Below are 26,189 nucleotides of genomic sequence, written 5' to 3'. Positions count from 1 at the left end.
GACGCACGGGCGGTCGTGGGGACGGATCACCCCGGGACGGCCGTTACCGTGGTGCCGTGACCGAGCAGGAGTGGAGAGCACGTCATGTCGCGGGACTGCGTGGCAGCGTGACCCGTCGGGCGCGTGCCGTCGCGGTCGTCCTCGTCGCAGCAGCGGCGCTGGCCGGGTGCACGACCTCCGCACCGACGGCGTCGCCCCCGTCGTCGACCGCGCCGTCGGGCGCGGCGACGCCATCCGCTCCGGTCGTGGTCGCGCCGTCCCCGAACCCGACCGAGACGCTCCTCCCGGAGAGCACCTCGTCCGCTTCCTCGGTCGGCTCCCTCGCGCCCGGCTTCCCGGTCGACCTGATCCCCGTCCCCAGCGACGCGGACATCCTCGTCTCGGCCGCCGATCCGATCCCCGGCTCCACGGACATCCAGGTCAGCCTCAACCTCCGCACGTCGCTGACCCCCGAGCAGCTCCTCACGATGTACCGGACCTCGCTCACGGCAGCGGGGTTCGCGGAGGCGCCGGCCGACCAGACGAACGCGGCGCTCGCGGCGCAGGCCACCTTCACGCGGTCGAACGGCGACGAGGTCCTGGTCCTCGGTGTCCTCGACCGGGACGGGATCAGGACGCTGACGCTCGGCGGCCGTGTGCACGCCGCCTCGTGAGCAGCGACGACCGTAGTCTGTCGTCCGTGAACCTCTCTCCTGCGGACCTGGTGGAGATCGAGGGAGTCCGGGCCGGTGTCGACGCCCACCTCGAGGCTCATGTCCGTGCGCTCCGGCACTCGTTCCACTCGATCTCCCCCGATGCGGACGAGCTCGTCGACGCGATCGCCCAGATGCTCTCCGGGGGCAAGCGCCTGCGAGCCGCGTTCTGCTACTGGTCCTGGCGCGCCCACGGCGGGTCGGCAGACTCTCCGGCGGCCGACGCGGTGCTCCGCGTCGGTGCCGCACTCGAGCTCTTCCAGGCCGCCGCGCTCTTCCACGACGACGTCATGGACCGCTCGGACACCCGACGTGGCCTCCCGGCGGCCCAGCTCGTCTTCGCAGCGATGCACCTGCGCAACGGTTGGAGCGGGGACGGCGCGCTGTTCGGGGACGCGGCAGCCATCCTGCTCGGCGACCTGACCCTGATCGGCAGCGAGCAGGTGTTCGCCGAGGCCATGACCGCGTTCGACGCCGAGACGGCTGCGGGTGCGCTTCGCGTGTTCAACCACATGCGGACCGAGGTGACCGTCGGGCAGTACCTGGACGTGCTCGCCCAGGCCCAGCCCTGGGGCACCGACCCGATCGCCGACGAGGAGCGCGCTCGCGCCGTGATCCGCGCGAAGTCCGCCCGGTACTCGGTCGAGCATCCCCTCACCCTCGGTGCGACGCTCGCCGGGGCCACCGAGGAGGCCGTACGCGCGTGCACCACGATCGGCCTTCCCCTGGGCGAGGCGTTCCAGCTCCGCGACGACGTCCTCGGGGTCTTCGGGGATCCTGCCAGGACCGGGAAGCCCGCCGGCGACGACCTCCGCGAGGGGAAGCGCACGGTGCTCGTGGCGCGCGCACTGGCCCACGCGCTGCGCGTCCGGGACGACCGCACCCTGGCGATGCTCCTCGACGACCTCGGTGATCGTTCGATGACCGAGGCCAGGGCCCGCGAGATCGCCCGTGCCATCGCCGACACGGGCGCCGTCGACGAGGTCGAGCGGCTCATCGACACGCTCACCGCCGAGGCGCACCGGGCGCTCGACGCGGCCGACCTCCTGCCTCAGGGGCGACGCATGCTCCGGAGCCTCGCGCGCGTGGCGGTCGACCGCCAGGCCTGACGAGGGTCCGGCGTCAGAGCTCGAGCTGCGCCCTGCGGCGGACCTCCGTCTTGCGTCCGCTCCGCAACGCCGCCAGGGGTGTCGCCTGCAGGGTGTCGTCCTCCGTGAACAGCCACCGGATCGCCTCGGCGTCACTGAACCCGACATCACCCAGGATCGTCAGCGTCCCGGCGAGCGACGAGAGGATCGCCGAGCCCGCCGACGTCGGCTTCTGGACGTTCGCCGGGTTCGCGAGATGCTCCGGGACCAGGAAGTCGGCGGGGATGCTCACGACGACCGGGTCGCCGCGGCGCACCGCGACGAGCTTGCGCTCCTGGAGCAGCCGACGGACCTTCCCGGCGTCGATGCCCAGGCGCTCGGCGACGTCGGGGACGGTCAGCCACTCGCTCACGAGGCCGTCGAGGGGTCGTTGTGCGTCGGTGCTGTCGCTGCTCACGGCGCAAGCCTACGCAGTCCCGCGAACTACACCGGTGAAGTTCGTCGACGCGCCTCGCCGCACCTCTCGCGCCACGCTACAGTCACGTACTGTCACATCAGTCACACAGGCACCACCAGTCACACCCGTCACATCATTCACCGGACGGACGCGTCGACGCTCCCGTCCGACCGCCCGACCGCCCGACCCGATCCAGGGGAAGCAGCCATGACGCCACCGACGAGCGCTGTCACGACCGACGCCGCCCGGAGCGGCATGCGCACGCGTCTCGCGTCCGGCGCCGGGGTCTCGATCGCGGTCGCGGTCGCAACGGTCGCGGCATCGGCCACCGCAGCCCACGCCGACGAGCCGTACGTCGTCAAGGCGGGCGACACCGTGAGCCAGATCGCCCTGCGCACTGGGGTGTCCGTCGCGGCGATCGCCAAAGCCAGCGCGCTCGCGGACGCGTCACGCATCCAGGTCGGGCAGCTCCTGACGATCCCGACCGGCCCGCGTGCGCCGATCGTCCCGTCAGCACCACCCGCAGCATCGACGACGACCCACACCGTGGTGAGCGGCGACACCGTGAGCCACATCGCCGCCCGGTACTCGACCACCGTCGCCGCGATCGTCTCGGCGAACAAGCTCGACTCACGCGCCTTCATCCGCATCGGCCAGGTCCTGACCATCCCGACCGCGGGTGCCACGGCCACGCCGACCGTCGCGCAGGCCTCCCCCTCCACCACGGCGGCGACGACGACGACCCACACTGTGGTGAGCGGCGACACCGTGAGCCACATCGCCGCCCGGTACTCGACCACCGTCGCCGCGATAGTCTCGGCGAACAAGCTCGACTCACGCGCCTTCATCCGCATCGACCAGGTCCTGACCATCCCGACCGCGGGTGCCTCCACCGTCACCCTGGTGAGCAACACGTTCGCCGGGCGGACCTACAGCGACGCCGTCGTGGCGGCCGCCAACGCGAACAAGGCGATGCTGCTGCAGATCGGCGTGCCGACCACGAGCCAGATGAAGGCGACGATCGTCACGACGGCGCGGTCGATGGGCGTCGATCCCGCACTCGCCCTCGCGATCGCGTACCAGGAGTCCGGGTTCAACCACACCGCGGTCTCGGCCGCGAACGCGATCGGCACCATGCAGGTGATCCCGTCGTCCGGCGAGTGGGCGTCCCAGATGGTCGGCCGATCGCTGAACCTCCTGGACCCCCAGGACAACGTCGTCGCCGGCGTCGCGATCCTGCGTGCGCTCGTGCGCACCAGCCCCGACCTCTCGACCGCGATCGCCGGGTACTACCAGGGCGCCGCGTCGGTGCAGCGCAACGGCATGTACCCGGACACCCGCCGCTACGTCGCCAACGTCCAGACGCTCATGTCGCGGTTCCGCTGAGCCGGTTCTGCAGGGGGCGCCCGTAGACTGCCGTCGTGGGAACCACCGTGACTGACCCGCTCGTCGGCAAGCTCGTCGACGGGCGGTACGAGGTCGTCTCCCGGATCGCTCGCGGCGGGATGGCCACGGTGTACCTCGCGATCGACCGACGGCTCGACCGCGACGTCGCCCTCAAGGTCATGCACGGGCACCTCGCCGAGGGCGCCGCCGGTGCGGCCTTCATCTCACGCTTCCGTCGCGAGGCGCGGTCCGCGGCACGCCTCACCCATCCCGGTCTCGTGGCGGTCTACGACCAGGGCATCGACGGCGAGACCAGCTACCTCACGATGGAGTACATCGACGGGGGCAACCTGCGTCGTCGCCTCGCCGACGACGGACCTCTCGTGGTCGAGGACGCGCTGCGCATCCTCGAGGACGTCCTCGACGCGCTCGCCGCCGCGCACCGCTCGCAGCTGGTGCACCGCGACATCAAGCCGGAGAACGTCCTCCTCGCGACCGACGGGCGGGTCAAGGTCGCCGACTTCGGTCTCGCCCGCGCCGTGACCGAGGTCACCTCGACCACGACCGGCACCGTGCTCGGGACCGTCGCCTACCTCGCACCCGAGCTCGTGGCTCAAGGGATCAGCGATGCCCGGACAGACGTCTACGCCACCGGGATCCTGCTCTTCGAGCTCCTCACCGGGCGCCAGCCGTTCACCGGCGAGACACCGATCCAGGTCGCGTTCCAGCACGTCAACTCCCAGGTACCCGGACCCTCGACGATGGTGCCCTGGCTCCCCGCCGAGATCGACGACCTCGTGACCTCCCTCGCCGCACGCGCCCCCGACGACCGTCCCACCGATGCCGGAGCGGCACTGGCCCTCGTGCGCCGGACCCGTCTGGGCCTCGACCCGGCCACGCTGGCGCGGCGTGCCGAGTGGACCGCGCCACCGGCACGCGTCGAGACCGACAACGACCCCGACGACGAGGAGCTCGCACGCGCGCTGTCGACGCCCCGCTCCGTCGAGATCCCGGTCGATCCCGACGCGACCACCGTGATCGAGCTCGACCCGCACGGCAGCACCGTCGCCCTGCCCATCGGCGCCGCGTTCCTCGAAGCGGCAGGACTCCCGTCCGGCTACGAGCACGCACCGCCTCGGCGCCACCGGCTCCGGCTGCTCCTCGGCGCCCTCGCCGCGATCATGGCCGTCGCCGCCGTCGCCCTGTACATGCTCGTCGGACCGGGTGCCTACACGAGCGTCCCCGACGTCGTCGGCCAGCAGAAGGATGCCGCGTTCGCCGCGCTGCGGTCCGACGGCCTCCAGCCGACCGAGAACGACGTCTTCGACGACGCCACCGCCGGGACGGTGGTCACCACCTCACCCAGTCCCCACGGCCGCGTGCACAAGGGCGGCGAGGTCGTCGTCGCGGTGTCCAAGGGACCCGATCTCGTCACGGTCCCCGACGGGCTCGTCGGCAGCATGCAGGCGGACGCCAAGGCAGCGCTCGAGAAGGCCGGGCTCAAGGACGCCTACGCCCCAGGGAAGCACTACAGCGACACCGCCACGATCGGCAGCGTCCTCGCGACCGACCAGAAGCCAGGAACCGAGCTCAAGCGCGGCTCCACGGTGACGCTCACGCTCGCGGACGGTCCGGAGCCGCTGACGATCTTCTCGGTGGTCGGGGCCAGTCAGCAGCAGGCCGAGTCGGACCTCACCAACGCCGGGCTGAAGATGGCGGTCGGCACGCCTGCCTACAGCGACGTGTTCGCCGCAGGCGCCGTCATGAGCCAAGACCCGGCACCCGGCACCGCCGGGCACCGGACGGACACCGTGACGGTGGTCATCTCGCTGGGGCCGGAGATGGTGGTGGTTCCGGACGTCACCGGGCAGAAGGCCGACAAGGCGCAGGCCGAGCTCGAGGCGCTGGGGCTCAAGGTGGTCCGTCAGGACTACTGGCCTGGCCTCACAGGCAGCCGGGTGCTGAAGCAGAGCATCCCGCCAAAGACCTCAGTGCCCAAGAACTCCACAACAATCACACTCACGCTCGTCTGACGTCGCCTTTGGCGCGCGGTCACCACGGGCGACGACGACGGCTGGCCCCCAATGGGAGCCAGCCGTCGTCGTCCGAACCGAGAACGTGCCTCACCCCTGCTTAGTGCCCCCGGAGCATCTCGACGACCTGGAACGCCATCTCCAGCGACTGCTGGTGGTTCAGTCGGGGATCCACGAGGGTCTTGTAGCGCAGCGCCAGGCCGTCCTCGTCGATCTCCTCGCTCCCGCCGAGCACCTCGGTGACGTCGTCCCCGGTGAGCTCGACGTGCAGGCCGCCCGGGATCGTGCCGAGGGCGTGGTGCACCTCGAAGAACCCACGGACCTCGTCCATGACGTCCACGAGCCGGCGGGTCTTGTAGCCCGTCGAGGACGTGATCGTGTTCCCGTGCATCGGGTCGCAGACCCACGTGACCGGGCCGCCCTCGGCGGTGACCTTCTCGACGAGCGTCGGGAGGACGTCGCGGACCTTCCCCGCGCCCAGTCGCGTGATGAACGTCAGCCGTCCGGGGACGCCCTCGGGGTTGAGCTTCTCCATCAGCGCGAGCGCGTCCTGCGCGGTCGTCGTCGGCCCCAGCTTGACGCCGATCGGGTTCTGCACGCGCGAGAGGAAGTCGACGTGCGCACCGTCGAGCTGCCGCGTCCGTTCACCGATCCACAAGAAGTGGGCCGAGCAGTCGTACGGCAGACCCGTCCGAGAGTCGATCCGGGTCAGCGGACGCTCGTAGTCGAGCAGCAGCGCCTCGTGGCTCGAGAAGAACTCGACCGTCCGCATCGACTCGAAGTCGGCACCGCACGCCGCCATGAAGCGGATCGCACGGTCGATCTCGGCAGCGGTCTCCTCGTACCTGGCGTACGCCGGGTTCGCCATGAAACCGCGGTTCCACTCGTGCACCCGCCGGATGTCGGCGAAGCCCCCGGTCGTGAACGCCCGGATGAGGTTCAGGGTCGACGAGGACGTGTGGTACGCCTGCAGCAACCGGTCCGGGTCAGGGGTACGCACCTCCTCGCTGAACTCGTAGCCGTTGATGATGTCGCCGCGGAACGCCGGGAGCGTCACCCCGTCACGGGTCTCGTCGTCCGAGCTGCGGGGCTTGGCGTACTGCCCCGCCATCCGACCCATCTTGATGACCGGCAGGCTCGCGCCGTACGTGAGCACGACCGCCATCTGCAGGATCGTCTTGATCTTGTCGCGGATGTTGTCAGCGGTCGCGTCCGCGAACGACTCGGCGCAGTCCCCGCCCTGGAGCAGGAACGCCTGGCCCTGCGCGGCCGCGGCGAGGCGCGACCGCAGGACGTCGGCCTCACCGGCGAACACCAGCGGCGGGACCGCTGCCAGCCGGTCACGCACGAGCTCCACGGCCGACCGGTTCGGCCAGGTCGGCTGCTGGGCGACCTCGAGGCTCTCCCAGTGGTCGAGGCCGGCGACGACGTCCGGGTCCGGCTCGACGCTCACGATGCCGCGACCGGGCTCTGACCGATGTCGGACAGCAGGTCGACGAACCACTGCTGCGTGACGTCGAAGGCCTTGCCGCCGGCGATCCGCGGGAAGGCGATCGCCTTGAGGCGGTCGCCGTCCTCCTCGTCGTGACCGATCACGCCGGACTCAGCCTTGAACGCGCACTCGACGGCGAGGTCCGTCATCGACTTGATCAGCCGGAGGTCCTCGGGGTTCGCCGCCGCCGCGCGCGAGTAGTACCCGCTCTTCTGCACCATGGTCTTCTCGGCACCGAGGAGCTTGGAGAACTGCTTGGCGAACCACTGACCGGGGTTGATCGTGTCGAGCTTGACGTGGCCGAACGGGTCACGCGGGACCTCGGCCCCCGACGCCTCGAGCTGGGCGACGATCTCGTGCATGCCGGCGCCCTCGGACAGGAAGATGTTCACGTTGCCGTTCGTGTCCATGATCGTGCGCAGCCGGGCCGCCTCACCCTCGATGTCGAGGGGCAGCTCGGGCACGAAGACCGCGTGGATGTCCCAACGCTCGCGCGAGAGGCCGATGCTGGGGACCCACTCCTGGGTGTCCAGCCAGCGGCGGTACTCCGCCGCGGCCGCAGCCGTCAGCCAGCCGCAGTGCCGGCCCATGACCTCGTGGACGATCAGCATGCGCGGGCCGGAACGGTGCTCGCCGATGATGTTGCGGGCGAACCCGGCGGCCTCCTCGGCCGCGGTCCACGCACCGAGGGACTGCTTGATCGGGACGACGTCGTTGTCGATCGTCTTCGGCAGGCCGACCACCGTCAGGTGGTAGCCGTTCTCCTCGAGGTACGCGGCGAGATCGGCGGCGGTCGTGTTCGTGTCGTCGCCACCGATGGTGTGCAGCACGTCCACGCCGTCCGCCTTGAGGCGCTCCGCGGCCACGTGCAGCGGGTTCTGCCCCTCGGCGACCAGCCCGCGCTTGACGCAGTCGGCGGCGTTCGTCAGCTTGACCCGCGAGTTGCCGATCGGCGAGCCGCCGAACCGGTGCAGGATCCCGGCCTTCGCGCGGGCCTCGGCGTCGATCACGATCGAGTTGCCGGTGAGGAGCCCGTGGTAGCCGTGCTGGTAGGCGATGATCTCGACCTCGGGGGCGATCTCGGTGTAACGCTCGATGAGGCCACCGACGGCCGAGGACAGGCACGGGGCGAAGCCGCCTGCGGTCAGGAGCGCGACGCGACGAACCGACATGAGACACACCTCTCGTTGATCTGCTGGGGATGGCACCAGCCTGGGGGGCCATCCGGTGCCCGTCGTCGGGCCCAAGGTCCTGCCGCTCCGGCACGGGGCGGCGGGCGCGCTCATCCTAGCGAGGTGGCGTCGTCCTCTTCGGGCGGTACCGGAGGGTGGACCTCGGGGACGTCACGACCACCGGGAGCACGCGGGACGTCCGTCTCCGGTGCGGCCGCGCCGGCAGCGATCCGGGCCTTCTGGGTCGCGGCGTACACGTCCACGTACTCCTGGCCGGACAGGCTCATCAGTGCGTACATGATCTCGTCGGTCACCGCACGCAGGATGAACCGGTCGTTCTCCATGCCCTTGTAGCGGCTGAAGTCGAGCGGCTCCCCACGACCACGCCGATCCGGATCGGCTTCGGGATGGTCTGCCCGATGGGCTGGGCGATGTTGGTGCCGACCATCGCGACCGGGATCACCGGCGAGCCCGACTCGAGGGCGAGACGCGCCACGCCGGTCTTGCCACGGTAGAGGCGTCCGTCCGGGCTCCTGGTCCCCTCCGGGTAGATGCCGAACAGGCCGCCCTCCTGGAGCCGCTTGAGCCCGGTGTTGAGGGCTGCCTCGCTGGCTTTGCCGCCGCTGCGGTCGACCGGGATCGTGCCGACACCGCGGAAGAACCCGGCCTTGAGCCGGCCCTTGACCCCGCTCCCGGTGAAGTACTCCGACTTCCCGATGAAGACGATCTCGCGGTCGAGCACGAGGGGCAGGACGAAGGAGTCGATCACGGCGAGATGGTTGCTCGCCAGGATCGCGCCGCCCTCGGCGGGGACGTGCTCGACGCCACGCACCCATGGTCTGAAGATCAGGTGCAGCAGCGGACCGACCATCACCCGCTTCATCAACCAGTAGAACAACCCGCCACCTCTCGCCGCTGCCTGCCGGCTCCGTCTCATGCGCTCGGGGCCGACCGCGGACATGCCGTCGTGTTCCGACTCTAGAGTGCTCCGTATGCCAGCACGTCACGATCCGCCGCCCGGAGACACCCCGGAGGACCACTCCTCCGAGGAGGACTCCTCCGACGAGGCCCGATGGGCCGAGATCGTGGCAGAGCTGGGAGACCTCGGCATCGACGAGGACGCCCTCGACGAGGACGACGACGACCCGGGATCATCTCCCCGGGTAACCTACCGCGTGGCGCCGGGGGTCCCGGACAACCGTCCTGGTTCCTCCCCCGCCTTCACCGGCCGCGACTGGGACGGGACCGCGCAGATCGACCGCGCGGAGTCCGAGGTCGACGACGACGAGCACTTCGTGCCGCCCGACCCGGGACCGATCTTCTCCGGGAACCCGGCGCTCACCCTCGCGTGGATCGGTGCCGCCGGCGGCGCGATCCTGCTGCTGGTCCTCGTGGTGATCGGCGGGTCGGTCCCGGCGATCGTCGCGCGGGTCACCGCAGGCGTGTTCGTCGCCTCGTGCGCGTTCCTCGTCTGGCGGATGCCGCACCGGCGCGACCACGACGACGACGACCCGGGCGCCGTCGTCTGATCGGCCGGGTCAGACGCGCGCGAGGTCCGCGGCGCCCACGATCCCGGCGTCGTTTCCCATCGCCGCGAGGTTGATCGCGGCCTCCGGCCGGTAGCCGCGCGCGGAGAGCTGCGAGACGAACCCGTCCCGCGTCGGGCCGAGGAGGAGATCGCCGGCTGCACCGACGCCGCCGCCGACGACGACCATCGCCGGGTCGAGCACCGCCGCCACGGAGGCCGCACCCTCGCCGATCCAGCGCCCGAGCTCGGCGAGCAGCTCGATCGCCAGCGGGTCGCCCTCCATCGCCGCGACCGTGATCTGCGGCCCGGCGAGCCCGGCCGCCGAGCCGCCCGCCAGCTCGAGCAGCCGCCGGGCGCGGCCCGGCTCACGCACCATCGCCGCCTGTGCCTCCCGCACCAGGGCGCTGCCCGACGCGTACTGCTCCCAGCACCCGCGGTGGCCGCAGCCGCACAGGATGCCGTCCGGCACGACGCGCATGTGCCCGACCTCTGCGGCGACACCCCACGCACCCCGGACGAGCGTGCCCCCGACGATCACCGCGCCACCGAGACCCGTGCCGATCGTGAGCATGAGCATGTCGTCGACGTCCTTGCCGACACCGAACCGGAACTCGGCCCAGCCGGCCGCGTTCGCGTCGTTCTCGACGACGATGTGCACGTCCGACCCGAACTCCGCGGCGACCCGGTCGCGCAGCGGGTGGTCGCGCCACGGGAGGTTCGGCGTGAACAGCACGGTGGCCTGGTCCGAGCTGATGAATCCCGGGGCGGCCAGCCCGATCGCCGAGATCTCGTACTCGGCCGCGAGCTCCTGGCAGGCTGCCACGACCGCGCGGTCGACCGCGTCCGAGTCGGCCGCCACCGTCGGCCGCACCGACTTCGCCAGGATCGCACCGTTCTCGTCGACCACACCGGCCGCGATCTTGGTCCCGCCGATGTCCACACCGATCGCGTGCATGTCTGTCCTTGGATGAGCTGGGGGTCAGGGTCCGGCCCCGCGCAGGTGCCGAGGTCAGGCTACGCAGTCGTCGACACACGCAGCGCGGTCTCTCGTTCCCGGAGACCGCAGGCACAGGGTACCGACCTCGGTGTGCGACGATCGAGACCGAACGTCCCTTACAGTCGTTGCACCTTCTTCGACTGACAATGGAGCCAGCATGGAAGAGTTCCGCACGCCGGTCCTGGTCGAGCTCGATCCGACCTCGAACCTCAACAACCTCCTCGCCGAGCGGGTCGCCGCCGGACCGGACCGTGTGATGATCGAGCACAAGACCACCCCGGACGGCCCGTGGATCCCGATCACCGCACGCGAGTTCGACGCCGAGGTCGTGGCGGTCGCCAAGGGTCTCGTGGCGCGCGGGATCCAGCCCGGGGACCACGTCGGGATCATGTCGCACACCCGGTACGAGTGGACCCTCCTCGACTGGGCGACCTGGGCCGCCGGAGCGATCCCGGTCCCGCTGTACGAGACCTCGTCGGCCGAGCAGGTCGCGTGGATCCTCACGGACTCGGACATCCGGCTGCTCGTGGTGGAGACGCAGGAGCATGCCGCGACCGTCGCCGCCCTCGGCGAGGGGCACGCGTCCCTGTCGGACGTGCTCGTCCTCGACGACGGGGCGATCGACACCCTGATGGCCGACGGGGCCGGCACGCCCGACGCCGAGATCACCCGCCGGCGTGCGATCGCCGACCTCGACGACGTCGCGACGATCATCTACACCTCGGGCACGACGGGACGCCCGAAGGGTGCCGAGCTGATGCACCGCAACTTCGCCGTGCTCACGGTGAACACGGCGCTGGACCTCGACGAGGTCGTTCGTGCCCCGGGTTCACGCACGCTGCTGTTCATGCCGCTGGCCCACGTGTTCGCGCGTTTCATCGAGGTGCTGTGCGTGCCCGCCGGAGTGGTGCTCGGCCACACGTCCGACACCAAGACCCTGCTCGCCGACCTCGCGACCTTCCGACCGACGTTCATCCTCTCGGTCCCGCGCGTGTTCGAGAAGGTCTACAACGCCTCCGAGCAGAAGGCCGCGATCGCCGGTCGCCTCGGCATCTTCCAGCGCGCGGCGAAGACCGCGATCGTGTACTCCCGCGCTCTCGACGACCCGCGCGGTCCGAGCCCGTGGCTGCGGCTCCAGCACCGGGTCGCCGACGTGCTCGTCCTGTCGAAGATCCGGGCCGCGCTCGGCGGCCAGGCACGGTGGGCCATCTCCGGCGGTGCACCCCTCGGTGAGCGCCTCGGGCACTTCTACCGCGGCGTCGGGCTGAACGTCCTCGAGGGCTACGGGCTCACCGAGACGACCGCACCGACGGTCGTGAACCGTCCGGGACGCGTCAAGATCGGCACGGTCGGCCCGGCACTCCCCGGCACGGCGATGCGGATCGCCGACGACGGCGAGATCGAGGTCCAGGGCGAGCACGTGTTCCGGGGCTACCACGGCAACCCCGAGGCGACCGCTGCCGCGTTCGACGACGGCTGGTTCCGCACCGGTGACCTGGGCAGCATCGACGTGGACGGCTACCTGCGCATCACCGGCCGCAAGAAGGAGATCATCGTCACCGCCGGCGGGAAGAACGTCGCCCCGGCCGTGCTCGAGGACCGGCTCCGAGGGCACCCTCTCGTGAGCCAGGTCGTCGTGGTCGGCGACCAGCGCCCGTTCATCGGCGCGCTCGTGACCCTGGACGCCGAGGGCCTCCCCGGCTGGCTCGCCGCGCACGGCAAGCCGGCGATGCCGCTCTCGGAGGCGATCGACGACCCTGACGTCCGTGCGTCGCTCGACCGTGCGGTCGCGCGCACCAACACCGCCGTCTCACGCGCCGAGTCGATCCGGAAGTACACGATCCTCTCGACCGACTTCACCGTCGAGAACGGCTACCTGACGCCGTCGCTCAAGGTCAAGCGTGCGGAGGTCCTCAAGGGCTTCGCCGACGAGGTCGAGGCGCTCTACGACGGCGTGCGCACCGGGGGCCCCCAGGAGTGAGGTCGCACCGCTGACCTGAAGGGTCCGGTCGGCGCTGTGCCTGGCGGCGCTGTACCTGGTGGCGAGATACCTCGCGGCGCTGTGCCTGCATGCACGGTCACACCGCCCGGATCATCCGGAGCGGCGGCACCATCCCCGAGGACGCGAGCACCTCGAGGGCGCCCTGCTCGGCCTCGTCGAGGTCGGGGACGCCGACGGGGATGGTCAGGAAGGTCACGACGCAGTCGGCGCATGCATCCCCGCGCGCCGTGCAGCGTCCGCAGTCGATCATCATGCCGACGACGCTAGCGACGCCCTCCGACACCGGGCCGCGGTCGTGCGCCCGCACGCGGGCACCGTGTGTCGGCGCCCCGGTCTACGGTCGGCCCATGACTCCGATCGGCCCGACGACGTCGACCACGGTGCCGGGCACGCCGGTCCAGCCGTCGCTGGACGACCTCGGGACGCCGCTGCGTGAGGTCACCTTCGTCGTCGTCGACCTCGAGACCACGGGCGGGACGCCCGCGTCGTCCGCGATCACCGAGATCGGGGCGGTCAAGGTCCGCGGCGGGGAGGTGCTCGGCGAGTTCCAGACGCTCGTCGACCCCGGCACCCCGGTGCCGGCGTTCATCTCCGCCCTCACCGGCATCACGACGGCGATGGTCCGCGACGCACCCCGGATCGACCTGATCGTCCCGAGCTTCTCGGAGTTCATCCGTGGCAGCGTCCTCGTCGCGCACAACGCACCGTTCGACATCGGGTTCCTCAAGGCGGCGTTCGCCCAGTCCGGTCATCCCTGGCAGGGGAACCAGGTCCTCGACACCGTCCGGCTCGCCCGGCGCGTCGTGCTGCGCGACGAGGCCCCGAACCACAAGCTCGGCACGCTCGCGGCGCTGTTCGGTGCCACGGTCACCCCCGACCACCGCGCACTGTCCGACGCCCGCGCCACCGTCGACGTGCTGCACGCCCTGCTCGCCCGGCTCGCGCCGCTCGGCATCACGCACCTCGAGGACCTCGCGACGGCGACCGATCCCGTGCCCGAGGACGTCCGGCGCAAGCGCACCCTCGCCGACGGGCTCCCGGACGCACCGGGCGTGTACCTGTTCCTCGGTCCGGGGCGTGAGGTCCTGTACGTCGGGACGTCGACCTCGATCCGGACGCGCGTGCGCAGCTACTTCACGGCCGCGGAGAAGCGCCGCCGGATGGTCGAGATGATCCGCATCGCCGAGTCGGTCACGCCGGTCGTCTGCGCAACGACCCTCGAGGCCCAGGTCCGCGAGCTGCGGCTGATCGCCGAGCACGTCCCGCGCTACAACCGACGGTCCCGCTTCCCGCAGAGGATGCCCTGGGTCCGGCTGACGTCGGAGCCGTTCCCGCGCCTCTCCGTGGTCCGGGACGTCAAGGACGACGGCACCGCGCATGACGACGGCACCGTGTACATCGGGCCGTTCGCCTCCCGGCTGGCGGCACAGTCCGCTGTGGACGCCCTCCACGAGGCGTTCGCGATCCGTCGGTGCAGCGAGAGGCTGCCGGTCGTCGCCGCGCCAGGGGCGAGTGCGTGCGCGCTCGCCGGGATGGGTCGTTGCGGCGCGCCGTGCACGGGCGCGCAGTCACGTGACGACTACGCCACCGTCGTCACGGCCGTGCGGGCGGCGATGACGGTCGACACCCGTCCTGTCGTCGAGGCGCACGCCGCACGGATCGCCGCGCTGTCGGCCGAGGAACGTTTCGAAGAGGCCGGCGCCGTCCGCGACCGCCTCGACGGCTTCCTGCGTGGAGCCGCGCGCGCCCAACGGTTCGCCCCGCTGTCGCGCGCGGCCGAGCTCGTGGCGGCGCGCAGGGTCGACCGCGGGGACTGGGAGGTCGTGGTCATCCGCCACGGCCGTCTCGCCGGGACCGCCGTCGTCGACGGTCGGATCGACCCGCGTCCTGCCATCGAGTCGCTTCGGCTCGCGGCGGAGCACGTACCGGCACCGCGGGCCCCGGCGACCGCCGCCCACCCCGAGGAGACGGACCTGCTGATCACCTGGCTCGGCAGGCCGGGCGTCCGGCTCGTCTCGATCGATGCGCCGCTCAGCTGCCCGGTGACCGGCGCACAGGGCTTCGTCGGCACGGCGCGGACGGCCGAGGCCGTCGCGGCTGCGTGCTCGGGCCCGTCGCGTCACGACACGGCGGGCGTGGGCGCGGCATGATGTGGCCATGCTGACCGCCATCGTGCTCATCCACACCGCCGCCGACCGCATCCCCGAGGTCGCCACGGCGATCGCCGAGGTCCCGCACGTCAGCGAGGTGTACTCCGTGACCGGCGAGGTCGACCTGATCGCACTCGTCCGCGTCCGCGAGCACGAACAGCTCGCCGACGTCATCGCCGACCAGATCAGCAAGGTCGCCGGGGTCGAGCGGACCGAGACGTTCATCGCGTTCCGCGCGTACTCGAAGAACGACCTGGCCGCAGCCTTCGCCCTCGGCCTCGAGGACTGAGCCCCGGCGCGACCGGTCTCGTCCGCTCACGCAGCGGAGGCTGCCACCCACCGCTCGAGCACGGCTGCCGCGGAGCCCTCGTCGACAGCACGGGCCGCGTGCTCCATGGCGACGCGCAGACGCTCGACGAGGTCGCCGTCCGCGGTGCCGGGAAGGCGACCGTCGGCGACCAGTGCCGCTGCCGCGTTCAGGAGAACGGTCTCGCGGACAGGGCCGGGCTCTCCGGCCAGCAGCCGCCTCGCGACGTCGGCGTTGTGCCGGGCATCCGCGCCTCTCAGGTCGGCGGGGGTGATCGGCGTGAGCCCGAGGTCGTGGGCGGCGTCGATCGTGTGCTGGACGACGTGAGCGTCCCGCACCTCCCAGACCTGCGCCGGACCGGTCGCGGCAAGCTCGTCGAGGCCGTCCGCGCCGCGGAACACCAGTGCCGAGGTCCCGCGGGACGCGAACACGCCGGCCATCAGCGGCGCCATCCGGAGGTCCGCGACACCCACGGCCGTGGCGCGCGGCTGGGCCGGGTTGGTCAGCGGACCCAGGAAGTTGAAGACCGTCGGGATCCCGAGCTCACCGCGTGCAGCACCGACATGACGCATCGACGGGTGGAAGACCTGGGCGAAGCAGAACGTGATGCCGACCTCGGTCGCGAGGGCGGCGACGCGATCGACCGTGTGGTCCAGCCGGATGCCGAGCGCCTCGAGCATGTCGGCGGACCCGCTCGAGGACGACGCCGCGCGGTTCCCGTGCTTGACCACGGTGGTACCCGTGCCGGCGACGACGAGCGCCGCCATCGTCGAGACGTTGACCGTGTGCATACGGTCCCCGCCCGTCCCGACGAGGTCGATGCTCGGGCCCGGGACCTCGAACCGGACCGCGTGGGCGAGCATCGTGTCCGCCAGAGCCGTGAGCTCGACGACGGACTCGCCCTTCGCCCGGAGCGCGACGAGCAGGCCCGCGATGCGCACCGGGGAGACGTCACCCGACATGATCTGGTCCATCGCCCACGCCAGGTCGGGGCCGCTGACGTCCGTGCCCGACACGAGGGCGTTCAGCAGGGCCGGCCAGGTCGGTGCCGGCTGCGCGGAGGGCCCCGACGTCATACGGCGTCAGCCGGCGCGCGGAGCAGATCGGCCACGGCTCGCTGGACCTCGATCGGGTCAAGCGGGCGCGAGACGACGGCGTCGGCGTAGGACCACGACGCGAGCCAGGCATCCTGCGGACGACCGGTCAGGACGAGCACCGGCGGGCACTCGAAGATCTCGTCCTTGAGCTGACGGCACAGGCCCATCCCGCCGACCTTGCCGGTCTCTCCGTCGAGCACGAGCAGGTCGAACAGCCCCTCGTCCATCGCGGAGATCACCGCGGCTTCCGTCGCGACCTCGACCCAGCGGATCGGTGGCTGCCCCTTGCCGAGCCGCCGTCCGACCGCGAGCAGCACCTGCTCGCGCGTGTCCACGTGGTCGCTGTACAGCAGGATCCGCGGGCCTTCCTCCGCGATCGACTCCGCGTCGTGCTGCCCGGACTCTGCGCTGCTCATGGTCGCTCTCCATCGTCGTCGCCGTGCGCCCTCGCCACGCATCTTGGCACGAGCGGCGGCCGTTGCGCGCCGAGCGCCACCCGGCGACCACCGACGGATCTCGTCCGCGCCGCGCCGGACCCGTCGCACGCCGTCCAGCACGCGCACGCGACACGCCCGGGCCCGACGTCGTGGCCGTCTCGTGTGGAGACGTTGCGGCCCCGTGTGGAGGCGTGGTGAGCGTCGGGAGATGACGATGTGACATATGCCCACCTCAAAACATGGGCCTAACGTCCCATCTCGACGAGTTGTCGGCCATAATGGCGACGTGTCGACCGCCATGGCTGCCCCCCACACCGCCCCTCACGTGAGCGTCAACCGACCGAACCCTGTCTCGGTCGGGACGATCGTGTGGCTCGCCAGCGAGCTGATGTTCTTCGCGGGACTCTTCGCGATGTACTTCACGCTCCGCTCTACCGTGCCCGCCGAGTGGGCCGCTCAGACCGGCAAGCTCAACGTGACCTACGCCGCGATCAACACCACCGTGCTGGTGCTGTCGTCCGTCACGTGCCAGATGGGCGTCTGGGCCGCCGAGCGGTTCCAGCCCGCGCGGACCGGGTCGATCCTGGCCGTCCGTACGTGGGGGATGAACGAGTGGATGACCCTCACGTACGTCATGGGCGCGATCTTCATCGGTGGGCAGGTGTTCGAGTACGCCTCGCTCGCCCACGACAGCCTCACGATCTCCTCGAGCCCGTACGGATCGGTGTTCTTCCTGACCACCGGGTTCCACGGGCTGCACGTGATCGGCGGCCTGATCGCGTTCCTGTTCCTGCTCGGCCGATCGTTCACCGCGAAGCGGTTCGGTCACCACGAGGCGACCACCGCGATCGTCGTGTCGTACTACTGGCACTTCGTCGATGTCGTCTGGATCGCCCTCTTCATCGTCATCTACCTGCTGAAGTGACCCGCGTCGGTCACGAGCCGGTGACCGACGCCGCCCCTCCACCCGTTCCACCATGCGAGACGAGGACAATTTCGTGAAGGCACTCGCGGCCCGCAGACACCATCGCAACGCTCCGGTGGTGGTCACCCTGCTGGCGCTGCTGACCACCGGCGGCCTGTATGCCGCACTGGCACCGAGCACGGCCCACGCCGCCGAGCCCACCGCCAACGACATCTCCGCCGGTGGGAAGCTGTTCCAGGCCAACTGCTCGACCTGCCACGGTCCCGCCGCCGGCGGCACCGCCAGCGGTCCCTCGTTGGTCGGGGTGGGCGCTGCAGCGGTCGACTTCCAGGTGAGCACGGGTCGCATGCCGATGGCGGCCTCCGGCCCGCAGGTGATCGCCAAGCCCCCGACGTTCGACGCCGAGCAGACCGCCCAGCTCGCCGCCTACGTGGCGTCCCTCGGCGCGGGCCCTGCGGTGCCCACCGCCGAGCAGGTCGACCCCACGAAGGGCAACCAGGCCAACGGCATGGCCCTGTTCCGGACGAACTGCGCGATGTGCCACAACGCGGTCGGTGCCGGCGGCGCCCTCTCGCAGGGCAAGTTCGCCCCGCCGCTCGCCAACGCGACACCGACGGTGATCTACGAGGCGATGCTCACGGGCCCGCAGTCGATGCCGGTGTTCAACAACAACAACATCACCCCGCAGGAGAAGCGCGACGTCATCGCGTACCTCGTCGCCCAGCGCAGCAACGCGACGAGCGTCAACGACCTCGGCGCCTTCGGCCCGGTGAGTGAAGGTCTCTGGGCCTGGGTCCTCGGTATCGGCACCCTGATCGGCTGCGCCGTCTGGATCGGAGCGAAGTCCTCGTGAGCACCCACGACTCGAACGCCCCCGAGAGCGGCACCGACGTCGCCGTCACCGGGTCCGGTGGGTTCCCGGAGCACTTCAGCGACCCCGGGCACCCGGAGCACCGGCTGCGGCAGAGCGATCAGGACCCGAAGGCGAACAAGCGCGCCGAGCTCCAGGTCGTGGTGCTGTTCCTGATCTCGATCATCGGGACGATCGGGTTCCTCGTCGCGTACTTCACGGTCACGCCCGCCGGTACGCCGTCGTCGATCCGCAACTCCAACCTTCTCCTGGGCCTCGGGCTGTTCTGCGCCCTCATGGGCATCGGGCTCGCGGCGGTCCACTGGGCGAAGTCGCTCATGAACGACCACGAGAAGTCCGAGGAGCGCCACGAGCTGCGCAGCCCGGAACCGGTGCGCGTCCAGGCCGTCGAGGTCATCAAGGAAGGCGTCGCCGACTCGGCCATCGGGCGTCGCGGCGTCCTCAAGGGGGCGATGATCTCCGCCCTGGCGCTCTTCCCGCTCTCGATCGCCGTCCCGCTGATCGGCAACGTCGGCGGCAACTGGGACGTGTCGAAGTTCAAGCACACGATGTGGAAGAAGGGCACCCGGCTCACGCTCGACCCCACCGGGCGGCCGGTCAAGGCGTCGGACGTGACGATCGGGTCCGTCTTCCACATCATCCCGGACGGCCTCGACAAGACCGCGCACCCGCTCGAGGAGAAGGCCAAGGCCGTCGTCCTGCTGGTCCGCCTCGACCCGCGCGACCTCAAGATCGCACCGGACCGCGAGGGCTGGTCCTACGACGGGATCATCGCCTACTCGAAGATCTGCACCCACGTCGGGTGCCCGGTGGCCCTCTACGAGCAGCAGACGCACCACCTGCTCTGCCCGTGCCACCAGTCGACCTTCGACGTCGCCGACGGTGCCAAGGTGGTCTTCGGTCCGGCCAAGCGCCCCCTCCCGCAGCTGCCCATCACGGTCGACAGCGAGGGATACCTGGTCGCGCAGAGCGACTTCCACGAACCCGTCGGCCCGAGCTTCTGGGAGCGCCTCAAGTGACGACCACCGACCGGGCGTTCCCCGGCCCCGTCGACTACCTGGACCAGCGGACCGGCCTCGGCAGCGCGATCAAGACCTTCGCGAGGAAGATCTTCCCCGACCACTGGTCCTTCCTGCTCGGCGAGATCGCGCTCTACTCGTTCGTCGTGCTGCTGATCTCGGGCGTCTTCCTGACGATGTTCTTCGTCCCGAGCATGAACGAGACCGTGTACCACGGTGCATGGGCCTCGATGCAGGGCGTCAAGATGTCCGAGGCCTTCAAGTCCACCCTCGACCTGTCGTTCGAGGTGCGCGGCGGCCTGCTGATGCGCCAGATCCACCACTGGGCGGCGCTGCTCTTCATGGCCGCGATCGTCACCCACATGATGCGGGTGTTCTTCACCGGCGCCTTCCGCAAGCCGCGCGAGGTCAACTGGGTGATCGGCTTCGTCCTGATGATCCTGGGCCTGGCCGCGGGCTTCTCCGGCTACTCGCTCCCGGACGACGTCCTCTCGGGCAACGGGCTCCGCATCACCGACGGCGTGGTCCGGGCGATCCCGATCATCGGCAGCTACATGTCGTACTTCATCTTCGGCGGTGAGTTCCCGGGCACCCAGCTCATCCCGCGGTTGTTCACCGTCCACGTGCTGCTCGTCCCCGGGCTCATCCTCGCGCTGGTCGGTCTTCACCTGTTCTTCGTGGTGCTGCACAAGCACACGCAGTACCCCGGGTCCGGTCGCACCGACAAGAACGTCGTGGGCTTCCCTCTGTTCCCGATCTACGTCGCGAAGGCCGGTGGGTTCTTCTTCATCGTCTTCGGTGTGATCGCCCTGCTCGCGGCGCTGTTCACGATCAACCCGGTCTGGAACTACGGACCGTACGACCCCTCGCCGATCTCAGCAGGTGCCCAGCCCGACTGGTACATGCTGTTCCTCGAAGGGGCGCTCCGACTGACCCCTGGGCAGCTCGAGGTGGTCATCGCCGGGTTCACGATCCCCTTCAACATCCTCATCCCCGCGATGATCGTGCCCGGCATCCTGTTCACTGCACTGGCGGCCTACCCGTTCATCGAGGCGTACGCCACCGGTGACAAGCGCGAGCACCACGTGCTCGACCGCCCGCGCAACGTGCCCGTGCGGACCTCCTCCGGGGTCGCCCTGCTCACGGCCTTCCTGATCCTCATGCTGGCCGGGTCGAACGACATCATCGCGACGCAGTTCGACCTGTCGATCAACGACATCACGAACGTGTTCCGCGTCATGCTGTTCGTCGGACCCGTGATCGCGTTCTGGATCACCAAGCGCACGTGCCTCGCACTCCAGCGCAAGGACCGCGAGCTGGTCCTCCACGGTCACGAGACCGGGACGATCGTCCGGTTCGCGAGCGGCGAGTACATCGAGGTGCACAAGCCGCTCGACGAGCACGAGCGCTGGCTCCGCGTGAACTACGACGCGCATCGTCCGCTCGAGATCGCGCCGGCGGAGGACTCCCGCGGTGTCCTCCGCAAGGGCTACCGCCGGGACAGGTTCCGTCAGCGTGTGTCGCGGTTCTTCTACGAGGACCGCGTGGAGCCGGTGACCCCGGCCGAGCTCGCAGCGGCGCAGTCGCACGGAGCGCACGACCAGCTCGCGACGAGCCCGGACGTGCCCCAGGTCGAGTCGAAGCCCGTCGGTGGCGGCCAGCACCTGATCGCACCGATCTCGCAGGTCAGGCCCGACGAGCGGAATCTCTGACCCTCGGGCAGAGTTGAACGAGTGGTGGTCGGCGACCTCTCGTGGTCGCGGCACCACCGCACTTCCTGAATGACGACGATGCCGTGGCACGCCGCGGCCCGAAGCAGGAGAGGCAATCGCCCATGGCTGACTACACCCTTCCGGATCTGCCCTACGACTACGCGGCCCTCGAGCCGCACATCTCGGGCGCGATCATGGAGCTGCACCACGACAAGCACCACCAGGCCTATGTGACGGGCGCCAACGCCGCACTCGCCAAGCTCGCGGAGGCCCGCGAGACCGGCAGCTTCGACGCCGTGAACCTCTTCGAGAAGAACCTGGCGTTCAACCTCGGTGGGCACGTCAACCACTCGATCTTCTGGGAGAACCTCTCCCCCGACGGCGGCGACAAGCCGACCGGTGAGCTCGCGGCAGCGATCGACGAGTTCTTCGGGTCGTTCGACGCCTTCCAGAAGCACTTCGCCGCTGTCGCCGCCGGCGTCCAGGGCTCCGGCTGGTCCATCCTCGCGTGGGACTCGATCGGCCAGAAGCTCGTGATCGTCCAGCTGTACGACCAGCAGGGCAACATCGCGCTCGGCCTCGTGCCGATCGTCGTGCTCGACCTCTGGGAGCACGCGTACTACCTGGACTACAAGAACGTCCGCGCGGACTACGTCAAGGCGTGGTGGAACATCGTGAACTGGGCGGACGCCGCTGCGCGGTTCACGCGTGCGCGCACCCAGACCGCGGGGCTCATCGTCCCCGCCTGAGTCCTACCCGCTTCAGACCGGCAGGCCCGGTCCCGCAGCCCGTCGAGGGCCGTCGGGGCCGGGCCTGCCGTCATGACGGCGCGCGCTGGAGCCTGACCTGCTTCTCCACCGTGGCGAACCCGACCGATCGGTACACCGAGATCGCCACGTCCTCCGGGTCGGCCACGATCACGAGCATCCGGGCGTGGAGCACGTCGAAGCCGTAGGCAGCCGCGTGATGGACGAGGGTACCCGCGAGCCCCTGGCCCCGGGAGTCCGGTCGCGTGTCGACCGACCGGTACCGCGCGACGCCCGATCCGTCCGTCACGAGCCCGAGACCCGACCGCATCTCTCCCCCGAGGAATGCACCGAACCAGCGACCGTGGCCCGCGAGCTGCAGCGCACGCATCGTGTCCATCCGCCGGACCAGGAACTCTTCATAGCCGGCCGGCAGCGGTCTCGGGCCGTTCACGAGTCGGACGGCGAGGGCCGCGTCGACGTCCCGCGGGTCCGTGAGGTCCAGCGGCCGGCAGACGGCGCTTGGATGAGGACGGGGAGGCTCGCGGACCGATGTCGCCGTCATGACGTCGCTGAGCTCGAGCTCGCATCCCTGCCGTACGAGCTCCTCGCAGCCGAGGCTGTCCCCTGCCACGCCGTCGACGCCGAACGCCCGGTGCTGCGCCTCTGGATGGTGCTGACGGAACACGCTCTCCCAGTCCCGGCCGATCCGCGCCGCCGGTTCGTCGCTCAGCACGACGGCATTGCCCCACCAGTACCCGGGCTCCTGCGGAGAGCGGACCACCAGGTGGTCACCGTGGTCCTCGACCTGGCTCCCCTCGAGGCGCTGCACCATCAGATCGGTCTGGAACCCCAGGGAGGACACGCGCACGCGAGCGACCGTAGCAGAGGACGTCAGACGGTCCTCACACGTCCTCGAGCCGGGCCGGCGAGCACACAGCCGGGCCCCCCCCGCGTGCGTGCCCGCTGTCAGTGCGCGTGCTGCCCGCGGGAGAACTCGAAGACCCACCCGGTGAGACCGATCACGGCGACCCCGCCGCCGATCGCCGAGAGCCACCACCCGACGGCGAGACCCGCGAACACGAGCGCCGCCGCGGCGGCGATGATCAGCGGCCACCAGCTCCAGGGGCTGAAGACACCCTGGTCGCCGGCCCCCTGGTCGATCTCGCCGAGCTCGTCGTCCTCGGGGCGCGCGTCGATCCGGCCCGCGAGCAGCGTGAAGTAGCCGCCGATCATCACGCAGAGGAGGCCGACCAGCAGGATCGCCGCCGACCCGACCGGCTCCACGTGGCTGAAGAACGCGTAGACACCGGCGACCGGGAAGAAGAAGATCCCGAGCCACAGGAAGAGTCGCGATTCGACCTTCATCGTCAGTTCCCCGTCCCGTCGTCACCGGCAGACCCCGACCCGCCGCCACGCTTACCGGCGAGAGCCAGCAGCTCCGCATCGGGCAGTGCGTGGTCGAGCGCAGCGACCTCGGGGTGGTGCAGGTCGAACGCCGGTCGCTCCGACCGGATCCGCGGAAGCGACGTGAAGTTGTGCCGCGGGGGCGGGCAGCTCGTCGCCCACTCGAGCGAACCACCGAAGCCCCACGGGTCGTCGACCTGCACGAGCGGTGCGTTGCGCCACGTCGTGTACACGTTCCACAGGAACGGCAGCGTCGACGCGGCGAGCAGGAACGCCCCGACCGTCGAGATCTGGTTCAGCGTCGTGAAGCCGTCCTGGGGCGAGTAGTCCGCGTAGCGTCGCGGCATCCCCATCACGCCCAGCCAGTGCTGCACCAGGAACGTCGTGTGGAACCCGACGAAGAGCAGCCAGAAGTGGATCTTCCCGAGGCGCTCGTCGAGCATCCGCCCGGTGAACTTCGGCCACCAGAAGTAGAAGCCCGCGAACATCGCGAACACGACCGTCCCGAACACGACGTAGTGGAAGTGCGCCACGACGAAGTACGTGTCGGAGATCTGGAAGTCGAGCGCCGGGCTGGAGAGGATCACGCCGGTGAGCCCACCGAAGAGGAACGTCACGAGGAACCCGATCGTCCACAGCATCGGCGTGTCGAACGTGAGCTTGCCGCGCCACATCGTGCCGATCCAGTTGAAGAACTTCACCCCGGTCGGCACCGCGATCAGCATGGTCATGAACGAGAAGAAGGGCAGCAGCACCGCGCCGGTCACGTACATGTGGTGCGCCCACACGGTGACGGACAGCGCCGCGATCGAGATGGTCGCGTAGATGAGGCCCTTGTAGCCGAACACCGGCTTGCGGCTGAAGACCGGCAGGATCTCGGTCACGATGCCGAAGAACGGCAGCGCGATGATGTAGACCTCCGGATGCCCGAAGAACCAGAACAGGTGCTGCCACAGGAGAGCCCCGCCGTTCTCCGGGTTGAACACCTGGGCGCCGAGCCGCCGGTCGGCGCCGAGCGCGAACAGTGCGGCCGCGAGCGGCGGGAACGCCATGAGGATCAGCAGGCTCGTCACCAACGTGTTCCAGGTGAAGATCGGCATCCGGAACATCGTCATGCCCGGCGCGCGCATCGTGACGATCGTCGTGATGAAGTTCACGGCGCCGAGGATCGTCCCGAAGCCGGTCAGCGCGAGGCCGAACACCCACAGGTCACCACCGACCCCGGGCGAGAACGTCGTGTTCGAGAGCGGCGCGTAGGCGAACCACCCGAACGACGCCGCACCCTGCGGGGTGAGGAAGCCGGCCATGACGATGAGCCCACCGAAGAGGTAGAGCCAGTAGGCGAACATGTTCAGCCTTGGGAACGCGACGTCCGGTGCACCGATCTGCAGCGGCATGATCACGTTCGCGAAGCCCGCGAACAACGGGGTCGCGAACAGCAGCAGCATGATCGTGCCGTGCATGGTGAAGAGCTGGTCGTACTGCTCCTTCGACTGGACGATCTGCAGCCCGGGCTCGAACAGCTCGGCGCGGATCAGCAGCGCGAGGATCCCGCCGATCGCGAAGAAGATGAACGACGTGATCAGGTACATGTACCCGATCGTCTTGTGGTCGGTCGACGTCACCCACTTGATGACGGTCCGCCCGAGGGTCTGCCGACGAGGGGCGAGCCCCGGGATGGTCTCGATCTGCGCGGCCATCAGCTCGCACCCTTCTGCACGTGCTGGAGCTGGTCGTACTCGAGGCCGAGTGCGCCTGTCTGACCCTTCGCCTTGAGCTCGGCGATGTGGGCGTCGAACTCCGCCTTCGAGACGACCTTGACGTTGAACAGCATCGCCGAGTGCTCGATGCCGCAGAACTCGGCGCACTTGCCGACGTAGGTCCCCTCGCGCTCGGGGACGATCTGGAAGGCGTTGGTCCGTCCGGGGATCGCGTCCATCTTGAAGAGGAACGCCGGCACCCAGAACGAGTGGATGACGTCACGTGAGTTCAGGTGGAACTCGACCCGCTCGCCGACCGGGAGGTAGAGCGTCGTGGCGTCCGCGAGAGAGCCCGTCGCCGAGATCTGCTGCACGTGCTGCCCGGTCTCGTACACCTTCTGGTCGAGGTAGTTGAAGTCCCAGCTCCACCGCTTGGCGACGACCTGCACCGTGAGGTCCGGCTTCGCGCTCGTGTCCAGGATCGCGATGGTGTCGCGGTTCGTGTAGAAGTACAGGACCCCGACCATGAGGATCGGGAGGATCACGTACATGATCTCGAGCGGGACGTGGTACCGGAGCTGCACCGGCAGCGTCGTGTCGTTCTTGCGCTTCCGGTACACCGCGACGCACCAGAGGATCAGGCCCCACGTGATGACACCGACCACGAGTGCGGCGATCCACGAGCCCGTCCAGAGGTTCGTGATGCGCAGGGTCTGGTTCGTGACGGGGGTCTCGCCCTTGGGCACTCCCGGGAGGAACCCGCGCTGGGCCTCCTGGGAGCATCCGGCAAGGAGCAGGACAGCACCGGCGGCCAGTGCCGCGATACCGGCTCGGGTCCGGCGGTGCTTGCTTGGTGGTTGCGCGCGCAAGGGGGACCTTTCACGTCACGTCCCGCGATCGCCGGCCCGTCTGGACCGACGTCGTATGGGACTTTCGTCCTCGACGAGTGCAGCCTAGCGTCATCCACGCGC

General features: G+C 70.0%; 24 protein-coding genes and 1 pseudogene. 13 read left to right on the top strand and 12 right to left on the bottom strand.

Annotated elements, in window-relative coordinates; translation table 11 throughout:
- Positions 1-56: 56 nt before the first annotated feature.
- A complete protein-coding gene (locus tag LJB74_RS17505) occupies positions 57-653 on the top strand; it encodes a hypothetical protein (protein WP_259309734.1) in 597 nt (198 codons plus the stop codon).
- Positions 654-679: 26 nt separating this feature from the next.
- Entirely contained in the window at positions 680-1,801 is a 1,122-nt protein-coding gene (locus tag LJB74_RS17500) for a polyprenyl synthetase family protein (RefSeq protein ID WP_259309733.1), read from the top strand.
- A 13-nt stretch (positions 1,802-1,814) separates the two neighbouring features.
- On the opposite strand, the gene LJB74_RS17495 is transcribed toward LJB74_RS17500, so the two are convergent.
- Positions 1,815-2,237, bottom strand: a complete 423-nt coding sequence (locus LJB74_RS17495) for an Rv2175c family DNA-binding protein (protein WP_259309732.1) — start codon at positions 2,235-2,237, stop codon at positions 1,815-1,817.
- A 207-nt stretch (positions 2,238-2,444) separates the two neighbouring features.
- Here LJB74_RS17495 and LJB74_RS17490 point away from each other — a divergent pair, with 207 nt between their 5' ends.
- Complete coding sequence (locus LJB74_RS17490; protein WP_259309731.1) at positions 2,445-3,623, top strand: LysM peptidoglycan-binding domain-containing protein; 1,179 nt, start codon at positions 2,445-2,447, stop codon at positions 3,621-3,623.
- A gap of 35 nt (positions 3,624-3,658) precedes the next feature.
- Positions 3,659-5,656 (top strand): Stk1 family PASTA domain-containing Ser/Thr kinase, encoded by a 1,998-nt coding sequence (pknB, locus tag LJB74_RS17485; protein WP_259309730.1) that lies wholly within the window; start codon positions 3,659-3,661, stop codon positions 5,654-5,656.
- Between the two features lie 100 nt (positions 5,657-5,756).
- Here pknB and LJB74_RS17480 read toward each other — a convergent pair whose 3' ends face one another.
- The 3 genes and pseudogenes from LJB74_RS17480 to LJB74_RS17470 form a co-directional block, all read right to left on the bottom strand.
- Positions 5,757-7,109, bottom strand: a complete 1,353-nt coding sequence (locus tag LJB74_RS17480; RefSeq protein WP_259309729.1) for a class II 3-deoxy-7-phosphoheptulonate synthase — start codon at positions 7,107-7,109, stop codon at positions 5,757-5,759.
- Entirely contained in the window at positions 7,106-8,320 is a 1,215-nt protein-coding gene (locus tag LJB74_RS17475; protein WP_259309728.1) for a pyrophosphate--fructose-6-phosphate 1-phosphotransferase, read from the bottom strand. Before LJB74_RS17475 ends, LJB74_RS17480 begins: the two co-directional genes overlap by 4 nt.
- A 110-nt stretch (positions 8,321-8,430) precedes the next feature.
- A pseudogene (locus tag LJB74_RS17470) lies at positions 8,431-9,203 on the bottom strand (lysophospholipid acyltransferase family protein).
- A gap of 109 nt (positions 9,204-9,312) precedes the next feature.
- Between LJB74_RS17470 and LJB74_RS17465 the strand changes: the two are divergent.
- Positions 9,313-9,849 carry a hypothetical protein gene (locus tag LJB74_RS17465; RefSeq protein ID WP_259309727.1) on the top strand — a complete coding sequence of 179 codons (537 nt, stop codon included), beginning with the start codon at positions 9,313-9,315 and terminating at the stop codon, positions 9,847-9,849.
- Positions 9,850-9,858: 9 nt separating this feature from the next.
- Here the strand turns inward: LJB74_RS17465 and LJB74_RS17460 are convergent, their stop codons facing one another.
- Entirely contained in the window at positions 9,859-10,803 is a 945-nt protein-coding gene (locus LJB74_RS17460; RefSeq protein ID WP_259309726.1) for an ROK family glucokinase, read from the bottom strand.
- A gap of 199 nt (positions 10,804-11,002) precedes the next feature.
- Here LJB74_RS17460 and LJB74_RS17455 point away from each other — a divergent pair, with 199 nt between their 5' ends.
- Positions 11,003-12,826, top strand: coding sequence for a long-chain fatty acid--CoA ligase (locus tag LJB74_RS17455; protein WP_259309725.1), 1,824 nt, complete (start codon positions 11,003-11,005; stop codon positions 12,824-12,826).
- A 97-nt stretch (positions 12,827-12,923) separates the two neighbouring features.
- Here LJB74_RS17455 and LJB74_RS17450 read toward each other — a convergent pair whose 3' ends face one another.
- A complete protein-coding gene (locus tag LJB74_RS17450; protein ID WP_259309724.1) occupies positions 12,924-13,154 on the bottom strand; it encodes a hypothetical protein in 231 nt (76 codons plus the stop codon).
- Between the two features lie 40 nt (positions 13,155-13,194).
- Here LJB74_RS17450 and LJB74_RS17445 point away from each other — a divergent pair, with 40 nt between their 5' ends.
- A complete protein-coding gene (locus LJB74_RS17445; protein WP_259309723.1) occupies positions 13,195-14,997 on the top strand; it encodes a DEDD exonuclease domain-containing protein in 1,803 nt (600 codons plus the stop codon).
- Between the two features lie 7 nt (positions 14,998-15,004).
- Entirely contained in the window at positions 15,005-15,286 is a 282-nt protein-coding gene (locus tag LJB74_RS17440; protein WP_259309722.1) for an Lrp/AsnC family transcriptional regulator, read from the top strand.
- A gap of 26 nt (positions 15,287-15,312) precedes the next feature.
- Here LJB74_RS17440 and trpD read toward each other — a convergent pair whose 3' ends face one another.
- Complete coding sequence (gene trpD / locus LJB74_RS17435; protein ID WP_259309721.1) at positions 15,313-16,380, bottom strand: anthranilate phosphoribosyltransferase; 1,068 nt, start codon at positions 16,378-16,380, stop codon at positions 15,313-15,315.
- Entirely contained in the window at positions 16,377-16,817 is a 441-nt protein-coding gene (locus LJB74_RS17430) for a hypothetical protein (protein ID WP_259309720.1), read from the bottom strand. Before LJB74_RS17430 ends, trpD begins: the two co-directional genes overlap by 4 nt.
- A gap of 319 nt (positions 16,818-17,136) precedes the next feature.
- Between LJB74_RS17430 and LJB74_RS17425 the strand changes: the two genes are divergently transcribed.
- From LJB74_RS17425 to LJB74_RS17405, 5 genes are all read left to right on the top strand, one after another.
- Positions 17,137-17,763, top strand: coding sequence for a heme-copper oxidase subunit III (locus LJB74_RS17425; RefSeq protein WP_259310401.1), 627 nt, complete (start codon positions 17,137-17,139; stop codon positions 17,761-17,763).
- A gap of 73 nt (positions 17,764-17,836) precedes the next feature.
- The gene (locus LJB74_RS17420; RefSeq protein WP_259309719.1) at positions 17,837-18,616 is read left to right on the top strand and encodes a c-type cytochrome; all 780 of its coding nucleotides are present in this window, start codon (positions 17,837-17,839) and stop codon (positions 18,614-18,616) included.
- Positions 18,613-19,653, top strand: a complete 1,041-nt coding sequence (locus LJB74_RS17415) for a ubiquinol-cytochrome c reductase iron-sulfur subunit (RefSeq protein WP_259309718.1) — start codon at positions 18,613-18,615, stop codon at positions 19,651-19,653. The genes LJB74_RS17420 and LJB74_RS17415 overlap by 4 nt, the downstream gene beginning before the upstream one ends.
- Positions 19,650-21,365: a cytochrome bc complex cytochrome b subunit gene (locus LJB74_RS17410; RefSeq protein ID WP_259309717.1), complete on the top strand. Its 1,716-nt coding sequence runs from the start codon at positions 19,650-19,652 to the stop codon at positions 21,363-21,365. Before LJB74_RS17415 ends, LJB74_RS17410 begins: the two co-directional genes overlap by 4 nt.
- A 122-nt stretch (positions 21,366-21,487) precedes the next feature.
- On the top strand, positions 21,488-22,114 hold the full coding sequence (locus tag LJB74_RS17405; RefSeq protein WP_259309716.1) for a superoxide dismutase: 627 nt from the start codon (positions 21,488-21,490) through the stop codon (positions 22,112-22,114).
- Positions 22,115-22,184: 70 nt separating this feature from the next.
- Here the strand turns inward: LJB74_RS17405 and LJB74_RS17400 are convergent, their stop codons facing one another.
- The 4 genes from LJB74_RS17400 to coxB all read right to left on the bottom strand — a co-directional run bounded on the left by LJB74_RS17400 (position 22,185) and on the right by coxB (position 26,087).
- Positions 22,185-22,982 carry a GNAT family N-acetyltransferase gene (locus LJB74_RS17400; RefSeq protein ID WP_259309715.1) on the bottom strand — a complete coding sequence of 266 codons (798 nt, stop codon included), beginning with the start codon at positions 22,980-22,982 and terminating at the stop codon, positions 22,185-22,187.
- A gap of 98 nt (positions 22,983-23,080) precedes the next feature.
- Positions 23,081-23,479 carry a cytochrome c oxidase subunit 4 gene (locus tag LJB74_RS17395; RefSeq protein ID WP_259309714.1) on the bottom strand — a complete coding sequence of 133 codons (399 nt, stop codon included), beginning with the start codon at positions 23,477-23,479 and terminating at the stop codon, positions 23,081-23,083.
- Between the two features lie 2 nt (positions 23,480-23,481).
- Complete coding sequence (gene ctaD / locus LJB74_RS17390) at positions 23,482-25,218, bottom strand: cytochrome c oxidase subunit I (RefSeq protein WP_259309713.1); 1,737 nt, start codon at positions 25,216-25,218, stop codon at positions 23,482-23,484.
- Positions 25,218-26,087 carry a cytochrome c oxidase subunit II gene (gene coxB, locus LJB74_RS17385; RefSeq protein WP_259309712.1) on the bottom strand — a complete coding sequence of 290 codons (870 nt, stop codon included), beginning with the start codon at positions 26,085-26,087 and terminating at the stop codon, positions 25,218-25,220. Before coxB ends, ctaD begins: the two co-directional genes overlap by 1 nt.
- Between the last annotated feature and the right edge of the window lie 102 nt (positions 26,088-26,189).

It is taken from the genome of Cellulomonas sp. P24, assembly GCF_024704385.1.
Lineage (GTDB): Bacteria > Actinomycetota > Actinomycetes > Actinomycetales > Cellulomonadaceae > JAJDFX01.
Note: the sequence above shows the minus strand (reverse complement) of the source record. Positions and strands in the feature narration are given on the sequence as shown.